Source organism: Pseudomonas sp. Irchel s3h14 (assembly GCF_900187425.1).
Classification (GTDB): domain Bacteria; phylum Pseudomonadota; class Gammaproteobacteria; order Pseudomonadales; family Pseudomonadaceae; genus Aquipseudomonas.
Map to the genome: position 1 here is coordinate 138,384 of NZ_FYDJ01000002.1, position 16,325 is coordinate 154,708.

Annotated in this window: 15 protein-coding genes; 7 read left to right on the plus strand and 8 right to left on the minus strand. The window is 59.3% G+C overall.

Annotated features, from left to right (window positions below; genetic code table 11):
• Positions 1-107 precede the first annotated feature (107 nt).
• Positions 108-2,183 carry an AsmA family protein gene (locus CKW16_RS04325; RefSeq protein WP_095127364.1) on the minus strand — a complete coding sequence of 692 codons (2,076 nt, stop codon included), beginning with the start codon at positions 2,181-2,183 and terminating at the stop codon, positions 108-110.
• Between the two features lie 374 nt (positions 2,184-2,557).
• Here CKW16_RS04325 and CKW16_RS04330 point away from each other — a divergent pair, with 374 nt between their 5' ends.
• The 7 genes from CKW16_RS04330 to CKW16_RS04360 all read left to right on the plus strand — a co-directional run bounded on the left by CKW16_RS04330 (position 2,558) and on the right by CKW16_RS04360 (position 7,859).
• Entirely contained in the window at positions 2,558-3,028 is a 471-nt protein-coding gene (locus CKW16_RS04330; protein ID WP_095127365.1) for a hypothetical protein, read from the plus strand.
• A 156-nt stretch (positions 3,029-3,184) separates the two neighbouring features.
• Positions 3,185-3,817, plus strand: a complete 633-nt coding sequence (locus CKW16_RS04335) for a TetR family transcriptional regulator (RefSeq protein WP_095127366.1) — start codon at positions 3,185-3,187, stop codon at positions 3,815-3,817.
• A 300-nt stretch (positions 3,818-4,117) separates the two neighbouring features.
• Positions 4,118-4,618, plus strand: a complete 501-nt coding sequence (gene ureE / locus CKW16_RS04340; protein WP_095127367.1) for an urease accessory protein UreE — start codon at positions 4,118-4,120, stop codon at positions 4,616-4,618.
• Complete coding sequence (locus tag CKW16_RS04345; protein ID WP_095127368.1) at positions 4,615-5,289, plus strand: urease accessory protein UreF; 675 nt, start codon at positions 4,615-4,617, stop codon at positions 5,287-5,289. The genes ureE and CKW16_RS04345 overlap by 4 nt, the downstream gene beginning before the upstream one ends.
• 36 nt (positions 5,290-5,325) lie before the next feature.
• Positions 5,326-5,940, plus strand: coding sequence for an urease accessory protein UreG (gene ureG, locus CKW16_RS04350; RefSeq protein WP_008157381.1), 615 nt, complete (start codon positions 5,326-5,328; stop codon positions 5,938-5,940).
• A gap of 35 nt (positions 5,941-5,975) precedes the next feature.
• Entirely contained in the window at positions 5,976-6,548 is a 573-nt protein-coding gene (locus CKW16_RS04355; protein ID WP_095127369.1) for a HupE/UreJ family protein, read from the plus strand.
• Positions 6,549-6,725: 177 nt separating this feature from the next.
• The gene (locus CKW16_RS04360; protein WP_095127370.1) at positions 6,726-7,859 is read left to right on the plus strand and encodes an AGE family epimerase/isomerase; all 1,134 of its coding nucleotides are present in this window, start codon (positions 6,726-6,728) and stop codon (positions 7,857-7,859) included.
• 119 nt (positions 7,860-7,978) lie between these two features.
• On the opposite strand, the gene CKW16_RS04365 is transcribed toward CKW16_RS04360, so the two are convergent.
• From CKW16_RS04365 to CKW16_RS04400, 7 genes are all read right to left on the minus strand, one after another.
• Positions 7,979-8,749: an SDR family oxidoreductase gene (locus tag CKW16_RS04365; RefSeq protein WP_095127371.1), complete on the minus strand. Its 771-nt coding sequence runs from the start codon at positions 8,747-8,749 to the stop codon at positions 7,979-7,981.
• A 729-nt stretch (positions 8,750-9,478) separates the two neighbouring features.
• Positions 9,479-10,195 carry an ABC transporter ATP-binding protein gene (locus CKW16_RS04375; RefSeq protein ID WP_095127372.1) on the minus strand — a complete coding sequence of 239 codons (717 nt, stop codon included), beginning with the start codon at positions 10,193-10,195 and terminating at the stop codon, positions 9,479-9,481.
• Positions 10,192-11,067, minus strand: a complete 876-nt coding sequence (locus CKW16_RS04380) for an ABC transporter ATP-binding protein (protein WP_095127373.1) — start codon at positions 11,065-11,067, stop codon at positions 10,192-10,194. The genes CKW16_RS04375 and CKW16_RS04380 overlap by 4 nt, the downstream gene beginning before the upstream one ends.
• Positions 11,064-12,347 carry a high-affinity branched-chain amino acid ABC transporter permease LivM gene (livM, locus tag CKW16_RS04385; protein ID WP_095127374.1) on the minus strand — a complete coding sequence of 428 codons (1,284 nt, stop codon included), beginning with the start codon at positions 12,345-12,347 and terminating at the stop codon, positions 11,064-11,066. The genes CKW16_RS04380 and livM overlap by 4 nt, the downstream gene beginning before the upstream one ends.
• Before the next feature lie 3 nt (positions 12,348-12,350).
• Positions 12,351-13,265, minus strand: a complete 915-nt coding sequence (locus tag CKW16_RS04390; RefSeq protein ID WP_095127375.1) for a branched-chain amino acid ABC transporter permease LivH — start codon at positions 13,263-13,265, stop codon at positions 12,351-12,353.
• 170 nt (positions 13,266-13,435) lie between these two features.
• Positions 13,436-14,569 (minus strand): ABC transporter substrate-binding protein, encoded by a 1,134-nt coding sequence (locus tag CKW16_RS04395; RefSeq protein WP_095127376.1) that lies wholly within the window; start codon positions 14,567-14,569, stop codon positions 13,436-13,438.
• 364 nt (positions 14,570-14,933) lie between these two features.
• A complete protein-coding gene (locus tag CKW16_RS04400; RefSeq protein WP_008153371.1) occupies positions 14,934-16,217 on the minus strand; it encodes an FAD-binding oxidoreductase in 1,284 nt (427 codons plus the stop codon).
• Positions 16,218-16,325: the final 108 nt, after the last annotated feature.

A 16,325-nucleotide genomic window follows, 5' to 3' on the forward strand; every position in this document is an offset into this window, starting at 1 on the left:
CACGCTCTGCGTGGGAATGCAGCCCGGGACGCTCCGCGTCCCATCAAAGACCGAACGCAGAGCGTCCGTTGAGGCATTCCCACGCGGAGCGTGGGAACGATCTGTGGTTACCGGGTGGGTTTGACGGTGACTGGCGCCTTGCCGGCCTTCATCAGCTCCAGCAACGGCGCGCACTGATTCGGTTCGCCACCGCTCGGCGCCACCAGCGCCAGCAACCCCGCCGCCGGCGCCGCAATCACACCCAACGCCACCATCCCTGCCCCGCGCAGCATCAGCGGCACAGCCTTCACACCCGCATCAGGCTTGATGAACTTGCCCCGCACATACAGCGGCGAACGCAGCGATATCAATCGCCAGCCCTTGGATTCCGGGGTGATGGTCAGGTCCAGTTGCTCAGTCGCCATGTCGGCAGTGCCGTCGATGTAGATGATCGCGTTTTCGGTATCGAAGACGAACAGGCGCGTGGTCGCCAGTCCGGTCTTGATGTCGAAGTCGGCGGCAGCACAGTTGATCTTCACTTCCTTGTCGCCAAAAATCTTGCCCACCACATAGTTACCGACATTCAGCCCGGCCAGCTCCATCAACTGGCGACTGATAGCGCCATCGTTAATCAGCATCTTCAGATTGCCATTGGCGGTGCCCAGCAGTTTGGCCACCGAGTTGCCACGACCGGTGATGTCGGCATCGCCATTGAGCTCGCCGAAACTGGTTTTCATCGGTTCAAAGGTCGGGAACAACTGCTTGAGTTTGAACTTGCGTGCGGTGAGTTTGGCCCGGCCTTCCAACGGTTCGGTTCGGCCATTGAGGCGAATCTGAGCATCCAGGTTGCCGCCGGCCACGCCGAAGCGCAGGGGCTCAAGGCTGAGCACGCCGTCAGTGAGTATCAGGTGGGTGTAGAGATCGTTGAACGGCAGTCTTTCGCTGTGGACGATACGCTTGCCGGTGAACTCGACGTCGGCGTCCATATCGCGCCAGCGCTCGGTTTTGAACTCTTCAACCGGCAATACCTTGTCCGCCGGCTGCTTGCTTTCGCCGCCACGGGCCTTTTGCTTGGCGTTGGAGTCGGCACCGATCAGCGGGGCCAGGTCGGCAAACAGCAGTTGATTGGAAACCAGCGAACCACTCAGCTTCGGACGCGGCTGGCTGGCGACATAGACCAGATTGCCATGGATGTCGCTCTGACCGATCTTGCCGTTGAATTCCTCGTAACGGAACACCGCGCCGTCCGCTTCATGCAGCTTGGCGATCAAGTGCCCGTCAGTCTCGTACGGCGGTGTGTCCGGCAGGGTCACGCCGGTCAGCGGGTAGAGATTGCCCAGGCTGGTGCCGGCCAATTTCAGGCGCAAGTCCAGGGCACCGAGGTTCAGTGGATCGGTGAGGGTGCCGGCCAGTTCGACGCTGGTGTCAGCGATTTTCACTTGTGCCTGAAGCGGGAACGGTCTGGCCGCGTCCTGCAACGCCAGCAGGCCGCCGATCTTGCCTTCGCCCGCGAGTTTCTGGCCGTGGTATTGGCCTTTGACCTTCAGCGCGAACGCATAATCCTGCGGCGCAGCGCCCTTTTCCGACGCGGTTTTCGCCGCTTTGTCACCGACGATGTCGCTGAACGGAATCGGTTTGCCCAGCGGGTCGATGATCAAGTCGAGCTGAGTCTTCAGGTTCTGGTCGTCGAGGATGACGTGGCCTTTGTCGAAGCCGATCGCACCGATGTCCACGACCCAGCTTGAAGGCTCGGCGTTCGGGTCTTTCGGATCGAATTTGAAGGTCCAGTTGGCGCGACCATCGGCAAGGCGCTGGAGCTCAGCATTCGGTTCGGTCAGGTCAATACGCGGGATCACCACGCGCTGCGCCAGTAAGGCCAAGGGCGAGATGCGCAACTCGACGCGTTTGAGAGTGACCATCTGCGGTGTCTTCGACCAGTCCGGGTTGCCCAGGCTCAAGTCCTCCGCCACGACATGCGGCCACGGCACCCACGCGCGCCAGCCGCCCTCATCGGGTTCACGTTGCCAGACCACCGCGAGGTTGCCGTTGATGGCGAACGGGCGGTGCAGCTCTTCGGAAACTTTGGCATTCAGTGTTGGTTTGATCCGGTTCCAATCGAAGAACGCGATGATCAGAACCAGTACGGCCAGCAGGACAACCAGGCTGGCGAGGGTCCAGGTAAAAATTTTACGAGTGCGCGTCATTGCACAGAGCTCCTGATACGACTGAGCGCCCTGACTGCGACGCACGGTTGAAACGTTAGGCCAGAACCGGCCTGCCATGGAGTCTAGGACTGGGAAAATGGCGCGCAGGTTTAACCGAAATGCTGCTTAACGCTCAAATAATCGGTCGGCGACAGGATGCGTTACCGGACCCGCACTTTTGCAAGGCGCAAGTGAGTGGAAAATACCCATCTCAGCGCAAAAACGTCCGACGGAAACGCCCGATCTAGAGCCGTTTCACGGAACAATCAATTCCGTTGATTATTACCATTGCGTTTATGAACTTTTATATCGACTTATCGAGAGTAGCATTGCCCTCGTACCCACTTTATAGCCCTCCCCCGGAGCACCCAATCATGAAACGCCAATTACTGTTTAGCCTTACCCTCTCAATGCTGGCCAGCACGGCTTTCGCCCTGCCAGCTGCTGACCAAGCGACCCCGCAAGTCAAATCCACCCACTCGGTATTCAGCCAAACCGTCGCCGAAGGTGGCAATGATCGCCTGAAAGAAAAAGGCCTGATCACTCAGGATGGTTCGGACCGTACTCCACAAGGTCAAACCCTGGCTGCTGACGGTTCCGACCGCACCCCACAAGGCCAAACCCTTGCTGCTGACGGTTCCGATCGCACTCCACAAGGCCAAACCCTGGCTGCTGACGGTTCCGACCGCACTCCACAAGGCCAAACCCTGGCTGCTGACGGTTCCGATCGCACTCCACAAGGTCAAACCCTGGCTGCTGACGGTTCCGACCGCACTCCACAAGGTCAAACCCTCGCTGAAGGCGGTGGTGACCGTGTCATCGAACGCAACAGCGCTTTGAGCTAAGCCTATGCCGGCCCTGAAAAAAAGCCCAATCCCCGGATTGGGCTTTTGACGTTATAGATGCCTCACTTCCCCGCTTGATCCCCCGATAGTCATTCGACGCCGGCAAAGCCGATTTGCTAGAGTGCGCCGCTGTCTTATCCAGAAAACACCCTTGCGATGCTGCCCCGCGCCGAACAGAAACAACAGACCCGCAACGCCCTGATGGACGCTGCCCGCCACTTGATGGAATGCGGCCGAGGATTCGGCAGCCTGAGCCTGCGCGAAGTCGCCAGAACCGCCGGGATCGTGCCCACCGGTTTCTACCGGCATTTCGCCGATATGGATGAATTGGGCCTGGTCCTGGTGAGTGAAGTCGGTCAAACCTTCCGCGAAACCATTCGCCTGGTGCGCCACAACGAGTTCGTCATGGGCGGCATCATTGACGCCTCGGTGCGGATCTTTCTCGACGTGGTCACGGCCAATCGCTCGCAGTTCCTGTTTCTCGCTCGCGAGCAGTACGGTGGTTCGCTGCCAGTGCGCCAGGCCATTGGCCGCTTGCGCGAAAACATCAGCTCGGACCTGGCGGCCGACTTGTCCTTGATGCCGAAACTGCAACACCTGGACATCGCCGGCCTGAGCGTCATGGCTGACCTGATTGTTAAAAGCGTGTTTGCAACCTTGCCGGACATCATTGATCCGCCGGCACAGGCGCTGCCCGAGCATCTGACGCCGCAGGCGAAAATCACTCAGCAGTTACGCTTTATCTTTATCGGGTTGAAGCATTGGCAAGGACTCGGCAGTACCGAATAACCCCTGTGGGAGCGGCGGTGCGACGATTCGACTTGCTCGCGAAGGCGTCGGTACATCCAACATTGATGTGACTGACAGACCGCTTTCGCGAGCAAGTCGAATCGTCGCACCGCCGCTCCCACATGAAACACCGACCTCGCTGCAATTTGGTGCGATCAACACTCTCCCGCACCAAATTCATCCAAATAGCCGCAAAGCCTAGTAGCCCCCACTAAGCACCGACAGGCATTTCCTACGTATCACCCGATTGGCAAGCCCCTTGCTCTAGCCTAAGCATTGTCCATTGCTGGAAGCTTTCCGATGCTGGTGATTCATCGCAGAATCGACCCTCAACCCGTCTGGGCCGCCGAGTTGCACCTGACCTTCGAAGCCCGGAGCAAAAGCCGTTTGCGCTGTTTCAGTGCCGAGGGTGAAGACGTCGGGTTGTTTTTGGAGCGCGGTCAGCCACCGCTGTACGACGGCGAATACCTGCAAGCCGAAGACGGGCGCATCGTCCGCGTCTGCGCCCGGGCCGAACAACTGCTGCACGTCACCTGCGCCAATGCTTTCGAACTGACTCGCGCCGCCTATCACCTCGGCAACCGCCACGTCGCCCTGCAAGTTGGCGATGGCTGGTTGCGCCTGCTCGACGACTACGTGCTCAAGGCCATGCTCGAACAGCTTGATGCCAAGGTCGAAAACATCGAAGCGCCGTTCCAGCCGGAACACGGCGCCTACGGTGGCGGCCACCACCATTCGCGCCACGGCGACGAAGACTTCAACTACCCGCCGAAGCTGCATCAGTTCGGCGTGCGGCTATGAACCCAGCCTGGGCGCTGTTGCGCCTGGCCAGTCCGCAGTTGCCGATTGGCGGCTACAGCTATTCCCAAGGTCTGGAAATGGCTGTGGATAACGGTCGCGTGAATGATCCTGACAGCGCCCGCCGCTGGATCAGCGATCAGTTGCTGCTGAACCTGGCGCGTTTCGAAGCGCCGCTGTTGCTCGCCCATTGCGTGGCCGCCTCTGATGAAAACTGGGGCGAATTGCTGCAACGCTGCGAAGAACATCGCGCCAGCCGGGAAACCCGCGAGTTGCATCAGGAGAGCCGGCAGATGGGCTATTCGTTGCAGCAACTGCTCAACGGTTTGCCTGAGCTTGATGCTCCGGCCCGCGCCTTTCTTGAACAACGTCCCGAGCCGCATTTGGCCCTCGGCTGGGCACTGGCCGCTCGCGCCTGGAATATCAGCCCGCAGGATGCACTCGCGGCGTGGCTCTGGAGTTGGCTGGAAAACCAACTGGCGGTGTTGATGAAAACCCTGCCACTGGGCCAACAAGCCGCGCAACGCCTGACCAGCCAGTTGCTGCCGCTGCTGCAACAAGCCCAACAGAACGCCTCCCGAATCAACCCCGAACACTATGGCAGCGCCGCTTTCGGCCTGTCCCTGGCATGCATGGCCCATGAGCGCCAGTACAGCCGTCTGTTCCGTTCCTAGGGCCTTTATTTTGGGCCTGTTATTTTGGAGAAGCACATGAACACACAACCTCTGCGCGTCGGCATCGGCGGCCCGGTCGGTTCCGGCAAAACCGCTCTGACTTTGGCCCTGTGCCTGGCGCTGCGCGACCGCTACAACCTGGCGGTGGTCACCAACGACATCTACACCCGCGAAGACGCCGACTTTCTGGTGCGCAACGAAGCATTAGCGCCGGAGCGGATCATCGGCGTGGAAACCGGCGGCTGCCCGCACACGGCGATCCGCGAAGACGCCTCGATCAACCTCGAAGCCGTGGACCAACTGAACCGGCGCTTTCCGGGGCTGGACCTGATCCTTGTGGAGTCCGGTGGCGACAACCTGTCTGCCACCTTCAGCCCGGAACTGTCCGACCTGACCATTTATGTGATCGACGTCTCGGCCGGCGACAAACTGCCGCGCAAGGGCGGCCCGGGGATTTGCAAATCGGATCTGCTGGTGATCAACAAAATCGACCTCGCGCCATTGGTGGGTGCGTCGCTGGAACTGATGGACAGCGACACCAAGCGCATGCGCAACGGCAAACCGTTCGTTTTCAGCAACCAGAAAACCGGCCTCGGCCTGGAAGAAATCATCGCCTTCATCGAACGCCAGGGCCTGCTGACAGCGGCGTGAACACCATCAACTTTTATCAACAAGGAAGCTTATCCATGACACTTAAACGCATTCTGGGCGCCATGGCCCTGCTGCTGACCCCGGCCATCGCCTTCGCCCACCCGGGGCATGGCGACAACGGTTTGATCGCCGGCATCAGCCACCCGGTCGGTGGCCTCGATCACTTGTTGGCGATGGTTGCGGTCGGTTTGTGGGCGGCACAACAGAAAGGCGCTGCACGCTGGGCGCTGCCGTGCACATTCGTCGGCATCATGCTGATCGGCGGGTTGCTGGGGTTTGAAGGGCTGAACCTGCCGGCGCTGGAGAGCGGGATTGCGGCGTCGGTGCTGGCGCTGGGTCTGGCGGTGGCTTTGGCAGTGCGTCCGCCGTTGAGCCTCGCCGTTGCGGCAACCGCTTTGTTTGCGTTGTTCCATGGGGTGGCGCACGGACTGGAGTTGCCGCAGATGTCGAGCCCTTGGGCGTATGCGGCGGGTTTTGTAGCGGCGACAGCTGCGTTGCATGGATTGGGTTATGCAGCAGTGCGGTTGTTGCCGCAAGCGGCGGCACCGTTGGTTCGACTGGCGGGTGCGGCCTCGGCGGCGACTGGCGTGTGGTTGTTGGCGAGCTAAGCCGACCATGATCGTTCCCACGCTCTGCGTGGGAATGCAGCCCGGGACGCTCCGCGTCCCTTTCGAAGCGGACGCGGAGCGTCCAATGAGGCATTCCCACGCAGAGCGTGGGAACGATCGACGCGTTCTCTCTGCTAACATGTCGCGCAATCAACCCTGCCGTGACGACGCCAGCCAATGCCGCCTGTTTCCCGCTCTGCTTCCCAGCCTGAATTGACCGCTCTGTTTGCCTCGGTGCAACAGCACTTCCAGGACGTGATCGTACCGCTCTGGCAAGGCCCCGGCTGGAATGCCGACATGGCGCTGCCCTATGAGGCGCTGGACGCCGAGTACCAACCGCTGCCGCCCCAACGCTATCGCGCCATGGCCTGCGCGCGGCAGCTCTACCTGTTTTCCAGCCTGATCGGCCAGGTACCGGCCGCCGAAGAGCGCGCCGCAGCGCTGTTCCGTTCCCTGCAGCAGCATTTCCACGATGCCGAGCATGGCGGCTGGTTCTACAGCGTCGACCCGCAGGGTGCGCCGCTGGATCAGCGCAAAGACCTCTACACCCACGCCTTCATCCTGTTCGCCTGCGCCCATTACTGGGACAAGGTCCGCGAACCGCTGGTGGAATCGGTGCTCAACGCCGTACTGGAAGTGGTCGCGCAGCGCTTTGCCTCGGGCGACGGCCTGTACGAAGCCAGCCTCGGCCGTGACTGGTCCTCGCTCGAGTCCGGGCCGCTGCAAAATCCCCTGATGCACTTGGCCGAAGCCTTCCTCGCCACGCTGTCGGTGCGCGAAGACGTCGCCGTGCAAGACGCGCTCGTCGAGTTATGCACAGCGATGCAGAAGCGTTTTATCGACCCGCAACACGGTGTGTTGATGGAAAAACCACTGGGGGCTGTGGATAACTGGTTTGAACCTGGGCATCAGTTCGAGTGGTATTTCTTGCTGGAATCGTCTTCGTTGCTGCGCGGTTCGACACTCAACGCCTCTCTGGAACGCGCCTTTGCGTTCACTGAAAAACTGGGCGTTGATCAACAGACCGGCGCCGTGCGGGCCATGCTTGACCTGGAACCGAGCGGCCGACCTCGGGACGCTACGCAGCGAATCTGGGCTCAGGCTGAATACCTGCGCGCCCTGACCTTGCGGCCAGACAGCGAGGCTGCGGTGCTGCGCCAATTGCAGGCGTTGCAGCAGCGTTTTCTGCATGCGGGTGGCTGGTATGAATGTCGTGATGAGAACGGTGATGTGACACGTCGGGACATGCCGTCGACCACGCCTTATCACTTGGCGACGTGTTATCGCGGATTGGTCGAATATCTGCGCTGACTGAGAAATCGCCTTCGCGGGCAAGCCTTGCTCCTACGGGTTTTGTGTTGTTCGCATTATCGCGAATCGACACAAAACCCGTAGGAGCAAGGCTTGCCCGCGATGGGCGCTACTCGGTCTTAAGCCTTGCCAGCATTACGCTCAATCGCAAACCCGCTCCACGTCTGACTCACCGGCATCAGCTCCAAACTGTTGATGTTGATGTGCGCCGGGGCATTGAGCACCCAGAAAATGGTGTCGGCGATGTCTTGCGGCTGGATCGGCTCAGCACCGGCGTAGGTCGCGTTGTAACGCTCCTGGTCACCGGCAAAACGCACCAGTGAGAACTCGCTTTCGCACAGGCCCGGCTCAATGTTGCTCACCCGCACGCCCGTACCTTGCAGGTCGCAGCGCAAGCTCAGGGAGAACTGTTTAACGAACGCTTTGCTCGCGCCATACACATGGCTGCCCGGGTACGGGTAGTTGCCGGCGATGGAGCCGAGGTTGACGATGCCGGCGCCACGACCGTGAGCAATCAGGCGGGGCAACAACAGACGAGTGCTGTACATCAGGCCTTTGATGTTGGTGTCGACCATGGTGTCCCAATCGTCGAGGTCGCACTTGGGCGCCGGGTCAACACCCAGGGCCAGCCCGGCATTGTTGATCAGACCGCGCAGTTTGGCGAAGGACGGCGGAAGGTTGGCAATCGCCTCCTCCATGGCCTTGCGATCACGCACGTCGAGCACCAGGCCATGGACCTCGGTCTGTTTCGACAACTCGGCACACAGCGCATTGAGGCGCTCTTCACGACGGCCGGTCAGCACCAGTTTCCAGCCGGCTTCGGCAAAACGACGGGCGCAGGCTTCACCAAAACCGGAGGTCGCGCCGGTAATAAACAGGGTGTTGGACATCGTGTTCTCCTTGCTTCGGCTGATCGGCAGCCACTGGAATAGAAAATCAGCAGCCAGCATGCCCGGCCTTGCCCACAGCGGCAACTACCTTACGAGCTGTACAAAAAACGATCAAACGTTGCCACACCTTGCCCGCCGCGGCTCTCAGCCATGTGCGCGCACCTTATCCACAGGCCGGTCCACAGTTTCCGGGGGCAAGTGAAAAAGCTGTAAGCCGCTGTGCACAAGGCTTTGCGGGCAAATTGGAAATTTTTTTGCTTGACCCTGGAACGTCGGCTGTGTAGCCCATGGCATTTTGCACGATTGACCAGTCATACCGACGATGGCGCCAAGCCAGTAACTACGGCCTTCAGCCGAGTCTTTCCAGAGTTTAACCACAGACTTATCCACAGGCAGCTCCACCCTGTTTTGGCCCGTTTTCGTCATCAACAAAAAGGTTGACAAAGCCCGTCCGCGGTCACGCAAAAACGCCTGATCAAAAAACAACCACAACTCTGCAAGCCACGGTTTCAAAGGCTTTCAGCCAGCTACTCCCACGTTATTCACAGCCAGCTCCACAGCAAACGGGGACAAGTCAAAACCGTGACAAAACAACTATTTGCAGCGGCTTTATGTCGCGCTTTGAGAGCTTGTGAATATTGTTTTCCACAATTTCAAAAACCTTTACGACCGGCATAAAAAAACGCCCTGACGTGGATGCGTCAGGGCGTTTTTTATGTGCTCAGCCGTTTAGTGGCCGCCGAGATAAGCGTTACGCACTTCCTCGTTAACCAGCAGCTCCTTGCCGGTGCCTGTGATGCGGATCTCGCCGTTGACCATCACGTACGCTCGGTCCGACAGTTTGAGGGCGTGGTTGGCGTTCTGCTCCACCAGGAAGATGGTCATGCCGGTTTTCGCCAGTTCCCGCAGAGTCGCGAAGATCTGTTTCACCACAATCGGCGCCAGACCCAGGCTCGGCTCGTCAAGCAACAGCAGTTTCGGCCGGCTCATCAGCGCACGTGCGATAGCGAGCATTTGCTGTTCGCCGCCGGACATGGTCATCGCCCGCTGGGTGCGCCGCTCTTCGAGTCGCGGGAACAACTCGAACATGCGTTGCATGTCTTCCTTGGCGTACTTGTCACCGATCGGAATGGTGCCCATCAGCAGGTTTTCCTCGACGGTCATGTCGGGGAACACCCGTCGCCCTTCCGGCGATTGAGCGATGCCGTTGGAGGCGATGTAGTGAGAGGACTTGTGGGTGATATCCACACCCTGATAGATGATCTGCCCGTCCGCCGCCCGCGGCTGACCAAAAATCGACATCAGCAAGGTCGATTTACCGGCGCCGTTGGAGCCGATCAGGCTGACGGTTTCCCCCTCATTGATGTGCAGCGAGACATTCTTCAGGGCCTGGATCGGCCCGTAGAACACATCCAGATCCTTCAGTTCGAGGATGGGTTGGCTCATAGCACCACTTCCTCTTCATCGGCGCCCAGGTAGGCCGCAATCACTTTCGGATCGTTACGAATGGCATCAGGTCCGCCCTCGGCGATGACGATGCCGTGGTCCAGCACTACGATGTGGTCGGAAATGCTCATTACCATGCCCATGTCGTGTTCGATCAGCACCACGGTCAGATCGTGCTCGTCGCGCAGCAGCCGGATCATCGCGCTCAGCGCTTCGGTTTCCTGAGGGTTGAGGCCGGCGGCCGGTTCGTCGAGGCAGATGATCTGCGGCCGGGTGCACATGGCCCGGGCAATTTCCAGACGGCGTTGCTGACCATAGGACAGCTCACCGGCCAGACGGTTGGCGCAGTCCACCAGGTCCACCACTTCCAGCCAGTAGAACGCGTGGTCCAGCGCATCGCTTTCGGCTTTTCGATACCCCTTGGTGTTGAGGATACCGGCCAGCATGCTGCGGTTGACCCACATGTGTTGGGCCACCAGCAGGTTTTCCAGCACCGACATTTCCTTGAACAGGCGAATGTTCTGGAACGTCCGCGCCAGGCCGGCACGGTTCACCAGGTGAGTGCCGCCGAACATCTTGTAATGGAGCCGGCTGATGAAGCTTTTGGGCGATACAAAATCTGTCGCCTTGAACGGTTCGCCCAGCATTTTGATGACATCGGTGCGCTCGCCACGCACGTTGAGTTCGATCTTGCCACCCGAGGCCTTATAGAACCCGGTCAGGCAGTTGAACACGGTGGTTTTGCCGGCACCGTTGGGGCCGATCAGGGCGAAGATCGAATTGCGGTGCACCTTCAGGCTGACATCGTTCAGCGCCTTGATGCCGCCAAAGTGCATCATCAGCTTCTCGACCGAGAGTACGACTTCGCTCATGGCGCTACTCCTTTACGCGGGGTCACACCGGTACGGCTGATCCGAATCAGGCCGCGCGGTCGCCAGATCATCATCAACACCATCAGGATGCCGAACAGCAGCACGCGATATTCCGCGAACCCCCGCAGCAGTTCCGGGGCGACGGTCAGCACGAAGGCCGCAATCACCACGCCGATGGTCGAGCCCATGCCGCCGAGTACCACGATGGCGAGGATCAATGCCGATTCGAAGAAGGTGAACGAGGTCGGGTTGACGAAGCCTTGATAGGTGGCGAAGAACACGCCGGCCAGACCGGCCGTCGAAGCACCGATGGTGAACGCCGAGAGTTTGACCAGTACGTGGTTCAGCCCCATGGAGCGGCAAGCGACTTCGTCTTCACGCAGGGCTTCCCAGGCGCGACCGACCGGCATGCGAGTCAAGCGGTGCTTGATATGCAACACGGCCAATACCACCAGGAACAACACCGCGTAGATAAAGTAATACTTCACGTCCGGGTTATAGGCGATGCCAAAGAACTCATGGAACGGTACCCCGCCCTCTTTCGCCCTTTTGCCGAACTCGATACCGAAGAAGGTTGGCAATGGAGCGGCCATGCCATTCGGGCCACCGGTCAGAGTCAACCAGTTATTGAGGATCAACCGGATGATTTCACCGAAGCCCAGGGTCACGATCGCCAGGTAGTCACCGTGCAGACGCAGCACCGGGAAACCGAGGATGCAACCGGCAAGGCCAGCGGTGATCGCCGCCAGCGGCAGCACCGTCCAGAAACCCAGCCCCAGGTATTGATAACCGAGCGCCAACCCGTAGGCACCGATGGCATAGAACGCCACGTAACCCAGGTCGAGCAGGCCGGCCAGGCCGACCACGATGTTCAGCCCAAGGCCTAGCAGCACGTAGATCAGCCCGAGGATGACCACGCCCAGCAGATAGGAGTTGGAGAAAAACGGGAAAACCACGGCAACAACAATCACCACCGGAATGATCCAGCGCAACCGGGTTTTATAGTCAGGCGGCAGTACATGAACCCCGGAGCCGGTGCTTTCAAAGCCTTCGAGAATTTTCAGGCCCTTGGGGGTTTGCAGGAACAGGCTCAAGGCAAAGCGGCCGGCCATGACGATGGCGACAATCCACGCCACCCGCGTCGTTTCCAGGTTGAAGCCGTAGCCGTCAAGGACCACGCCGACAATCGGGCCGAACACAATCAGGGCCACCAGGCCGGCAAGAATCGCGTCAACCAGGCTTCTTTTGAGATCAATGGTTTTTTTAGTGGTTGAAGACATCGCTTACACCTTCGACACAAGAGGACGGCCGAGCAGGCCTTGGGGCCGAAAGACCAGAACGAGAACGAGCAGCGAGAAGCTGAAGACGTCTTTGTAGTCCGAGTTCACCAGACCTGAGAACAGTGATTCGGAGATCCCCAGAATAATCCCGCCAAGCATGGCGCCAGGCAGCGAACCGATCCCGCCGAGTACCGCGGCAGTGAACGCCTTGATCCCGATGATAAAGCCGGCATAGAAGTCGAATGTGCCGTAGTTCATGGTGATCAGCACGCCGGCCAGGGCCGCCATCGCGGCACCGATGATAAACACGTAGGAAATCACGCGATCGGTGTTGATCCCCAGGATCGAGGCCATCTTGCGGTCTTGCTGGGTGGCGCGGCACATACGGCCGAGCTTGGTGTACTTGATGACGTAGGTCAGCGCGGCCATCCCGACAAACGCTGCGACCAGAATGAAGATCTTGGTGTAGGTAAGCTGGACGAAGCCGGTCCCGACTTCAACTCGCCATGCACCGGTGAGCAGTGTGGGTACACCCTGTTGACGGGCACCTTGGGCGATCTGTGCATAGTTCTGCAGGATCAGGGAAATACCGATGGCGCTGATCAGCGGTGCCAGTCGGGTGGAGTTGCGCAGCGGTTTGTAGGCGACGCGCTCGATGACCCAGCCATACACCGCCGTGACGATGATGGTGAAGATCAGTGTGCCAAGCATCAGCAGCGGGAAGGATTCAATACCGAAGTATGCCAGCAGAGCCAGACTGATCGCCGCGAGGTAAGCGGAAATCATGTAAACCTCGCCGTGGGCGAAGTTGATCATGCCGATGATGCCATAGACCATTGTGTAGCCGATGGCGATCAGGCCATAGACCGACCCGAGGGTCAGGCCGTTGACCAGTTGCTGCAGGAAAATACCATCCATAACGCAATCTCACGCATTTGAGAGACTGCACAGAAGCCGGGTGCGACAGACCGGGGTTCAGCCGCCGGCGCAACACGGTTGTGTGCAGCTCTACGAGAAAAGACAGGTACTGCACGGACATGTTCTTTGATTGCCCGGCGCACAAGGCGCCGGGCAATCAGCAAGTCATATCACTTCTGTTTTTCCAGCTGGTGGTATTTGCCATCCTTGTCCCACTGATAAACCACGTAGTCGGAGACTTTCAGATCGCCCTTGGCGTCCCAGGTCTTCTCGCCCATCACGGTTTTGACCGGATTTTTCTTCAACCACTCGGCGGCTTTCTCGCCACTGTTGGATTTGGCGCCGTTGAAAGCTGCAGCCAGGGTCTGGACCGAAGCGTAAGCGTAAAGGGTGTAGCCTTCAGGCTCGGTGCCTTTCTTGCGGAACTCGTCCACTACGGTCTTGCTGTCTGGCAGCATGCGTGGGTCGGCACCGAAGGTCATCAGTACGCCGTCAACGAATTGCGGACCGCCAGCAGTGGTCACCAGTTCGTCGGTTACGATGCCATCGTCGGACATGAACTTGACGTCTTTGAGACCTTGCTCGCGCAGTTGACGGACCAGAGGACCGGCTTCCGGGTGCAGACCACCGAAGTAGACGATGTCGGCGCCAGCGCCGCGGATTTTGGTGACGATGGTGCTGAAATCTTTCTCGCCACGGGTCAGGCCTTCATACAGCACCGGCTTCACACCGCGCTTTTCCAGCTGGGCCTTGGTAGCGTCCGCCAGGCCTTGACCGTAGGTGTCCTTGTCGTGCAGGACCACGACTTTCTTGCCCTTGAGCACGTCGACGATGTAGTCGCCGGCCACGATGCCTTGCTGGTCGTCACGCCCGCACATACGGAACATGGCACTCAGGCCGCGCTCGGTAACAGCCGGGTTGGTGGAGCCCGGAGTGATAGCGATGATGCCCGCTTCGTCGTAGATCTCCGAAGCCGGGATGGTCGAGGAGGAGCAGAAGTGACCGACTACGCCAGCGACTTTCTGGTTGGTCAGGTCCTTGGCGACCGTCACAGCCTGTTTCGGTTCGCAGGCGTCATCGCCCTTGACCAGTACGATTTTTTCCCCGTTTACGCCGCCCGCTGCGTTGACCGCATCGGCCGCAGCCTGTGCACCCTTCATGTACTGTTCGCCAAATGCCGCGTTGGCGCCTGTCATTGGTCCCGCCACACCGATTTTCACATCAGCCTGTGCAAACGCAGAAACACCCAACGCAGTTGCCACTGCGAGGGCCAAAAAGCCTTTTTTGTAAAACGTCTGGGACATGAGGTGGTGCTCCAAGGTTTTTTTTTAGTTGGCACTGCGACTTCCTGAATGCTCAGAGCAAGGGCCGTGCCATCGGTTTTTTATTCTGAAAAAAGTCGCTGCTTTATTGTTATTTCGACTGTTTCGATCCCATTTTCATTGGGCGTGCAACCGTCTAAACCGCTGAAGGTGAAACCATTTATTTTTAAAGGCGCAACCCGAGCGCGCCATCATTGCAACCGCGGCGCCAAACGACGTGCAACCAGCCTGTAACAACGTGCGTCACCGAAGTGCACACTGCTGGTGCGCAACTGCTACAACCCGCACCTTTTACAGGCTAGCCGCTGCGCGAAAAAGCGCCGCTTTCAGCAACAAATTTCAACAATCAAATAACGATCCGCAGGCACTGGCCTGCGTGATACAGCGAGAATCCGGCCTCGTACAAACAGCTGCGTAACCCCACGCCCGCCAATGGCTGCATGGGCGCAAAGGGAATCGGCAGCGCTTGAGGGTTTCCGTTACACAGATAATCGGCAAAGGCTTTGCCGACGACAGTGCCAGTAGTGACGCCCCGGCCGTTGTAACCGGTGACTGCCACTAAACCGGGCGCCGGCTCGAACAAACGCATCAAATGATCGGGGGTGAAGGCGATGCAACCGGTCCAGGTACATTCCCATTCCACCGGTTTGAGATAAGGAAAGTAGTGCTGCTGAACCCGGTCGGCCCAGGCTTTGAGGAACCAGGTCGGTTTCTGATTGCCATTGCCGAGACTGCCGAGCAGCAGACGGCCATCCTTATCGCGACGAACACTGCTGAGGACCTGGCGGGTGTCCCAGGAACCCTGGCCACCGGGGAGAATTTGCTGTGCAGCCTCTTCGGTCAGCGGGACCGAGGCCACTTGATAGTAATAACCGGGGAAGAAGTTGCGCCGCAATTCCGTCCAGTCACCCTCGGTATAAGCATTCGAGGCAATCACGACTTGCTCGGCAAGCACCGAACCCTGAGCGGTTTGTACCGACCAGCGTTGGCCCTGACGTTCGAGTCGGGTCACCGGGGAATGATCGAACAACTGACCGCCGAGACCGATAGCCGCTTTGGCCAGCCCCGTGGTGTAAGCCATTGGGTTGATCGTGCCGGCACGTCGATCAAGCAGCGCAGCGGCAATTTTTTTGGTACCCGTCGCTTGTTCGCAGGCTTGACCGGTCAGCAGTTCCACCGGCGCGCCGCGACGTTTCCATTGTTCTTCACGACTGCGCAAGTCCGCTTCGCCACGGGCGTTGTGCGCCATGTGCAACGTGCCTTCGCGACGCAGTTGGCAATCGATGTTGTATTTGTCGACCAGGCTGAACACCAGGGACGGTGCCGCACCGAGCATGCGGTTGAGCTGACTGCCGACCGCCTCGCCAAACCCGGCTTCGATCTCGTCCGGTGGAATCCACATCCCGGCATTGACCAGCCCGACGTTGCGCCCCGATCCGCCATGACCGGCGCGATGGGCTTCCAGTACACAGACGCTTTTGCCTTTTTCCAGCAGATGCACCGCCGCCGACAGACCGGTGAAACCAGCGCCGATGACGCAGACATCCACCGTCACCTCGCCCTTGAGCGCCGCGTTGTCAGGCCTTTGCGGCGTCAGTTTTTCCCACAGACACTCTTCGCGTAACGGCATTGCCAGACTCCAACAGAAACCTAACAGATACACAATTCAAGTGTGGGAGCGGGCTTGCTCGCGAAAGCGGTGTATCAGACAACATCAATGTCGACTGACAGATTGCAT

Excerpts from the sequence above, each read along its gene's own strand:
- CKW16_RS04325 (WP_095127364.1), bottom strand. The coding sequence starts at position 2,183 with ATGACGCGCACTCGTAAAATTTTTACCTGGACCCTCGCCAGCCTGGTT.
- CKW16_RS04330 (WP_095127365.1), top strand. The coding sequence starts at position 2,558 with ATGAAACGCCAATTACTGTTTAGCCTTACCCTCTCAATGCTGGCCAGC.
- CKW16_RS04335 (WP_095127366.1), top strand. The coding sequence starts at position 3,185 with ATGCTGCCCCGCGCCGAACAGAAACAACAGACCCGCAACGCCCTGATG.
- ureE (WP_095127367.1), top strand. The coding sequence starts at position 4,118 with ATGCTGGTGATTCATCGCAGAATCGACCCTCAACCCGTCTGGGCCGCC.
- CKW16_RS04345 (WP_095127368.1), top strand. The coding sequence starts at position 4,615 with ATGAACCCAGCCTGGGCGCTGTTGCGCCTGGCCAGTCCGCAGTTGCCG.
- ureG (WP_008157381.1), top strand. The coding sequence starts at position 5,326 with ATGAACACACAACCTCTGCGCGTCGGCATCGGCGGCCCGGTCGGTTCC.
- CKW16_RS04355 (WP_095127369.1), top strand. The coding sequence starts at position 5,976 with ATGACACTTAAACGCATTCTGGGCGCCATGGCCCTGCTGCTGACCCCG.
- CKW16_RS04360 (WP_095127370.1), top strand. The coding sequence starts at position 6,726 with ATGCCGCCTGTTTCCCGCTCTGCTTCCCAGCCTGAATTGACCGCTCTG.
- CKW16_RS04365 (WP_095127371.1), bottom strand. The coding sequence starts at position 8,749 with ATGTCCAACACCCTGTTTATTACCGGCGCGACCTCCGGTTTTGGTGAA.
- CKW16_RS04375 (WP_095127372.1), bottom strand. The coding sequence starts at position 10,195 with ATGAGCCAACCCATCCTCGAACTGAAGGATCTGGATGTGTTCTACGGG.
- CKW16_RS04380 (WP_095127373.1), bottom strand. The coding sequence starts at position 11,067 with ATGAGCGAAGTCGTACTCTCGGTCGAGAAGCTGATGATGCACTTTGGC.
- livM (WP_095127374.1), bottom strand. The coding sequence starts at position 12,347 with ATGTCTTCAACCACTAAAAAAACCATTGATCTCAAAAGAAGCCTGGTT.
- CKW16_RS04390 (WP_095127375.1), bottom strand. The coding sequence starts at position 13,265 with ATGGATGGTATTTTCCTGCAGCAACTGGTCAACGGCCTGACCCTCGGG.
- CKW16_RS04395 (WP_095127376.1), bottom strand. The coding sequence starts at position 14,569 with ATGTCCCAGACGTTTTACAAAAAAGGCTTTTTGGCCCTCGCAGTGGCA.
- CKW16_RS04400 (WP_008153371.1), bottom strand. The coding sequence starts at position 16,217 with ATGCCGTTACGCGAAGAGTGTCTGTGGGAAAAACTGACGCCGCAAAGG.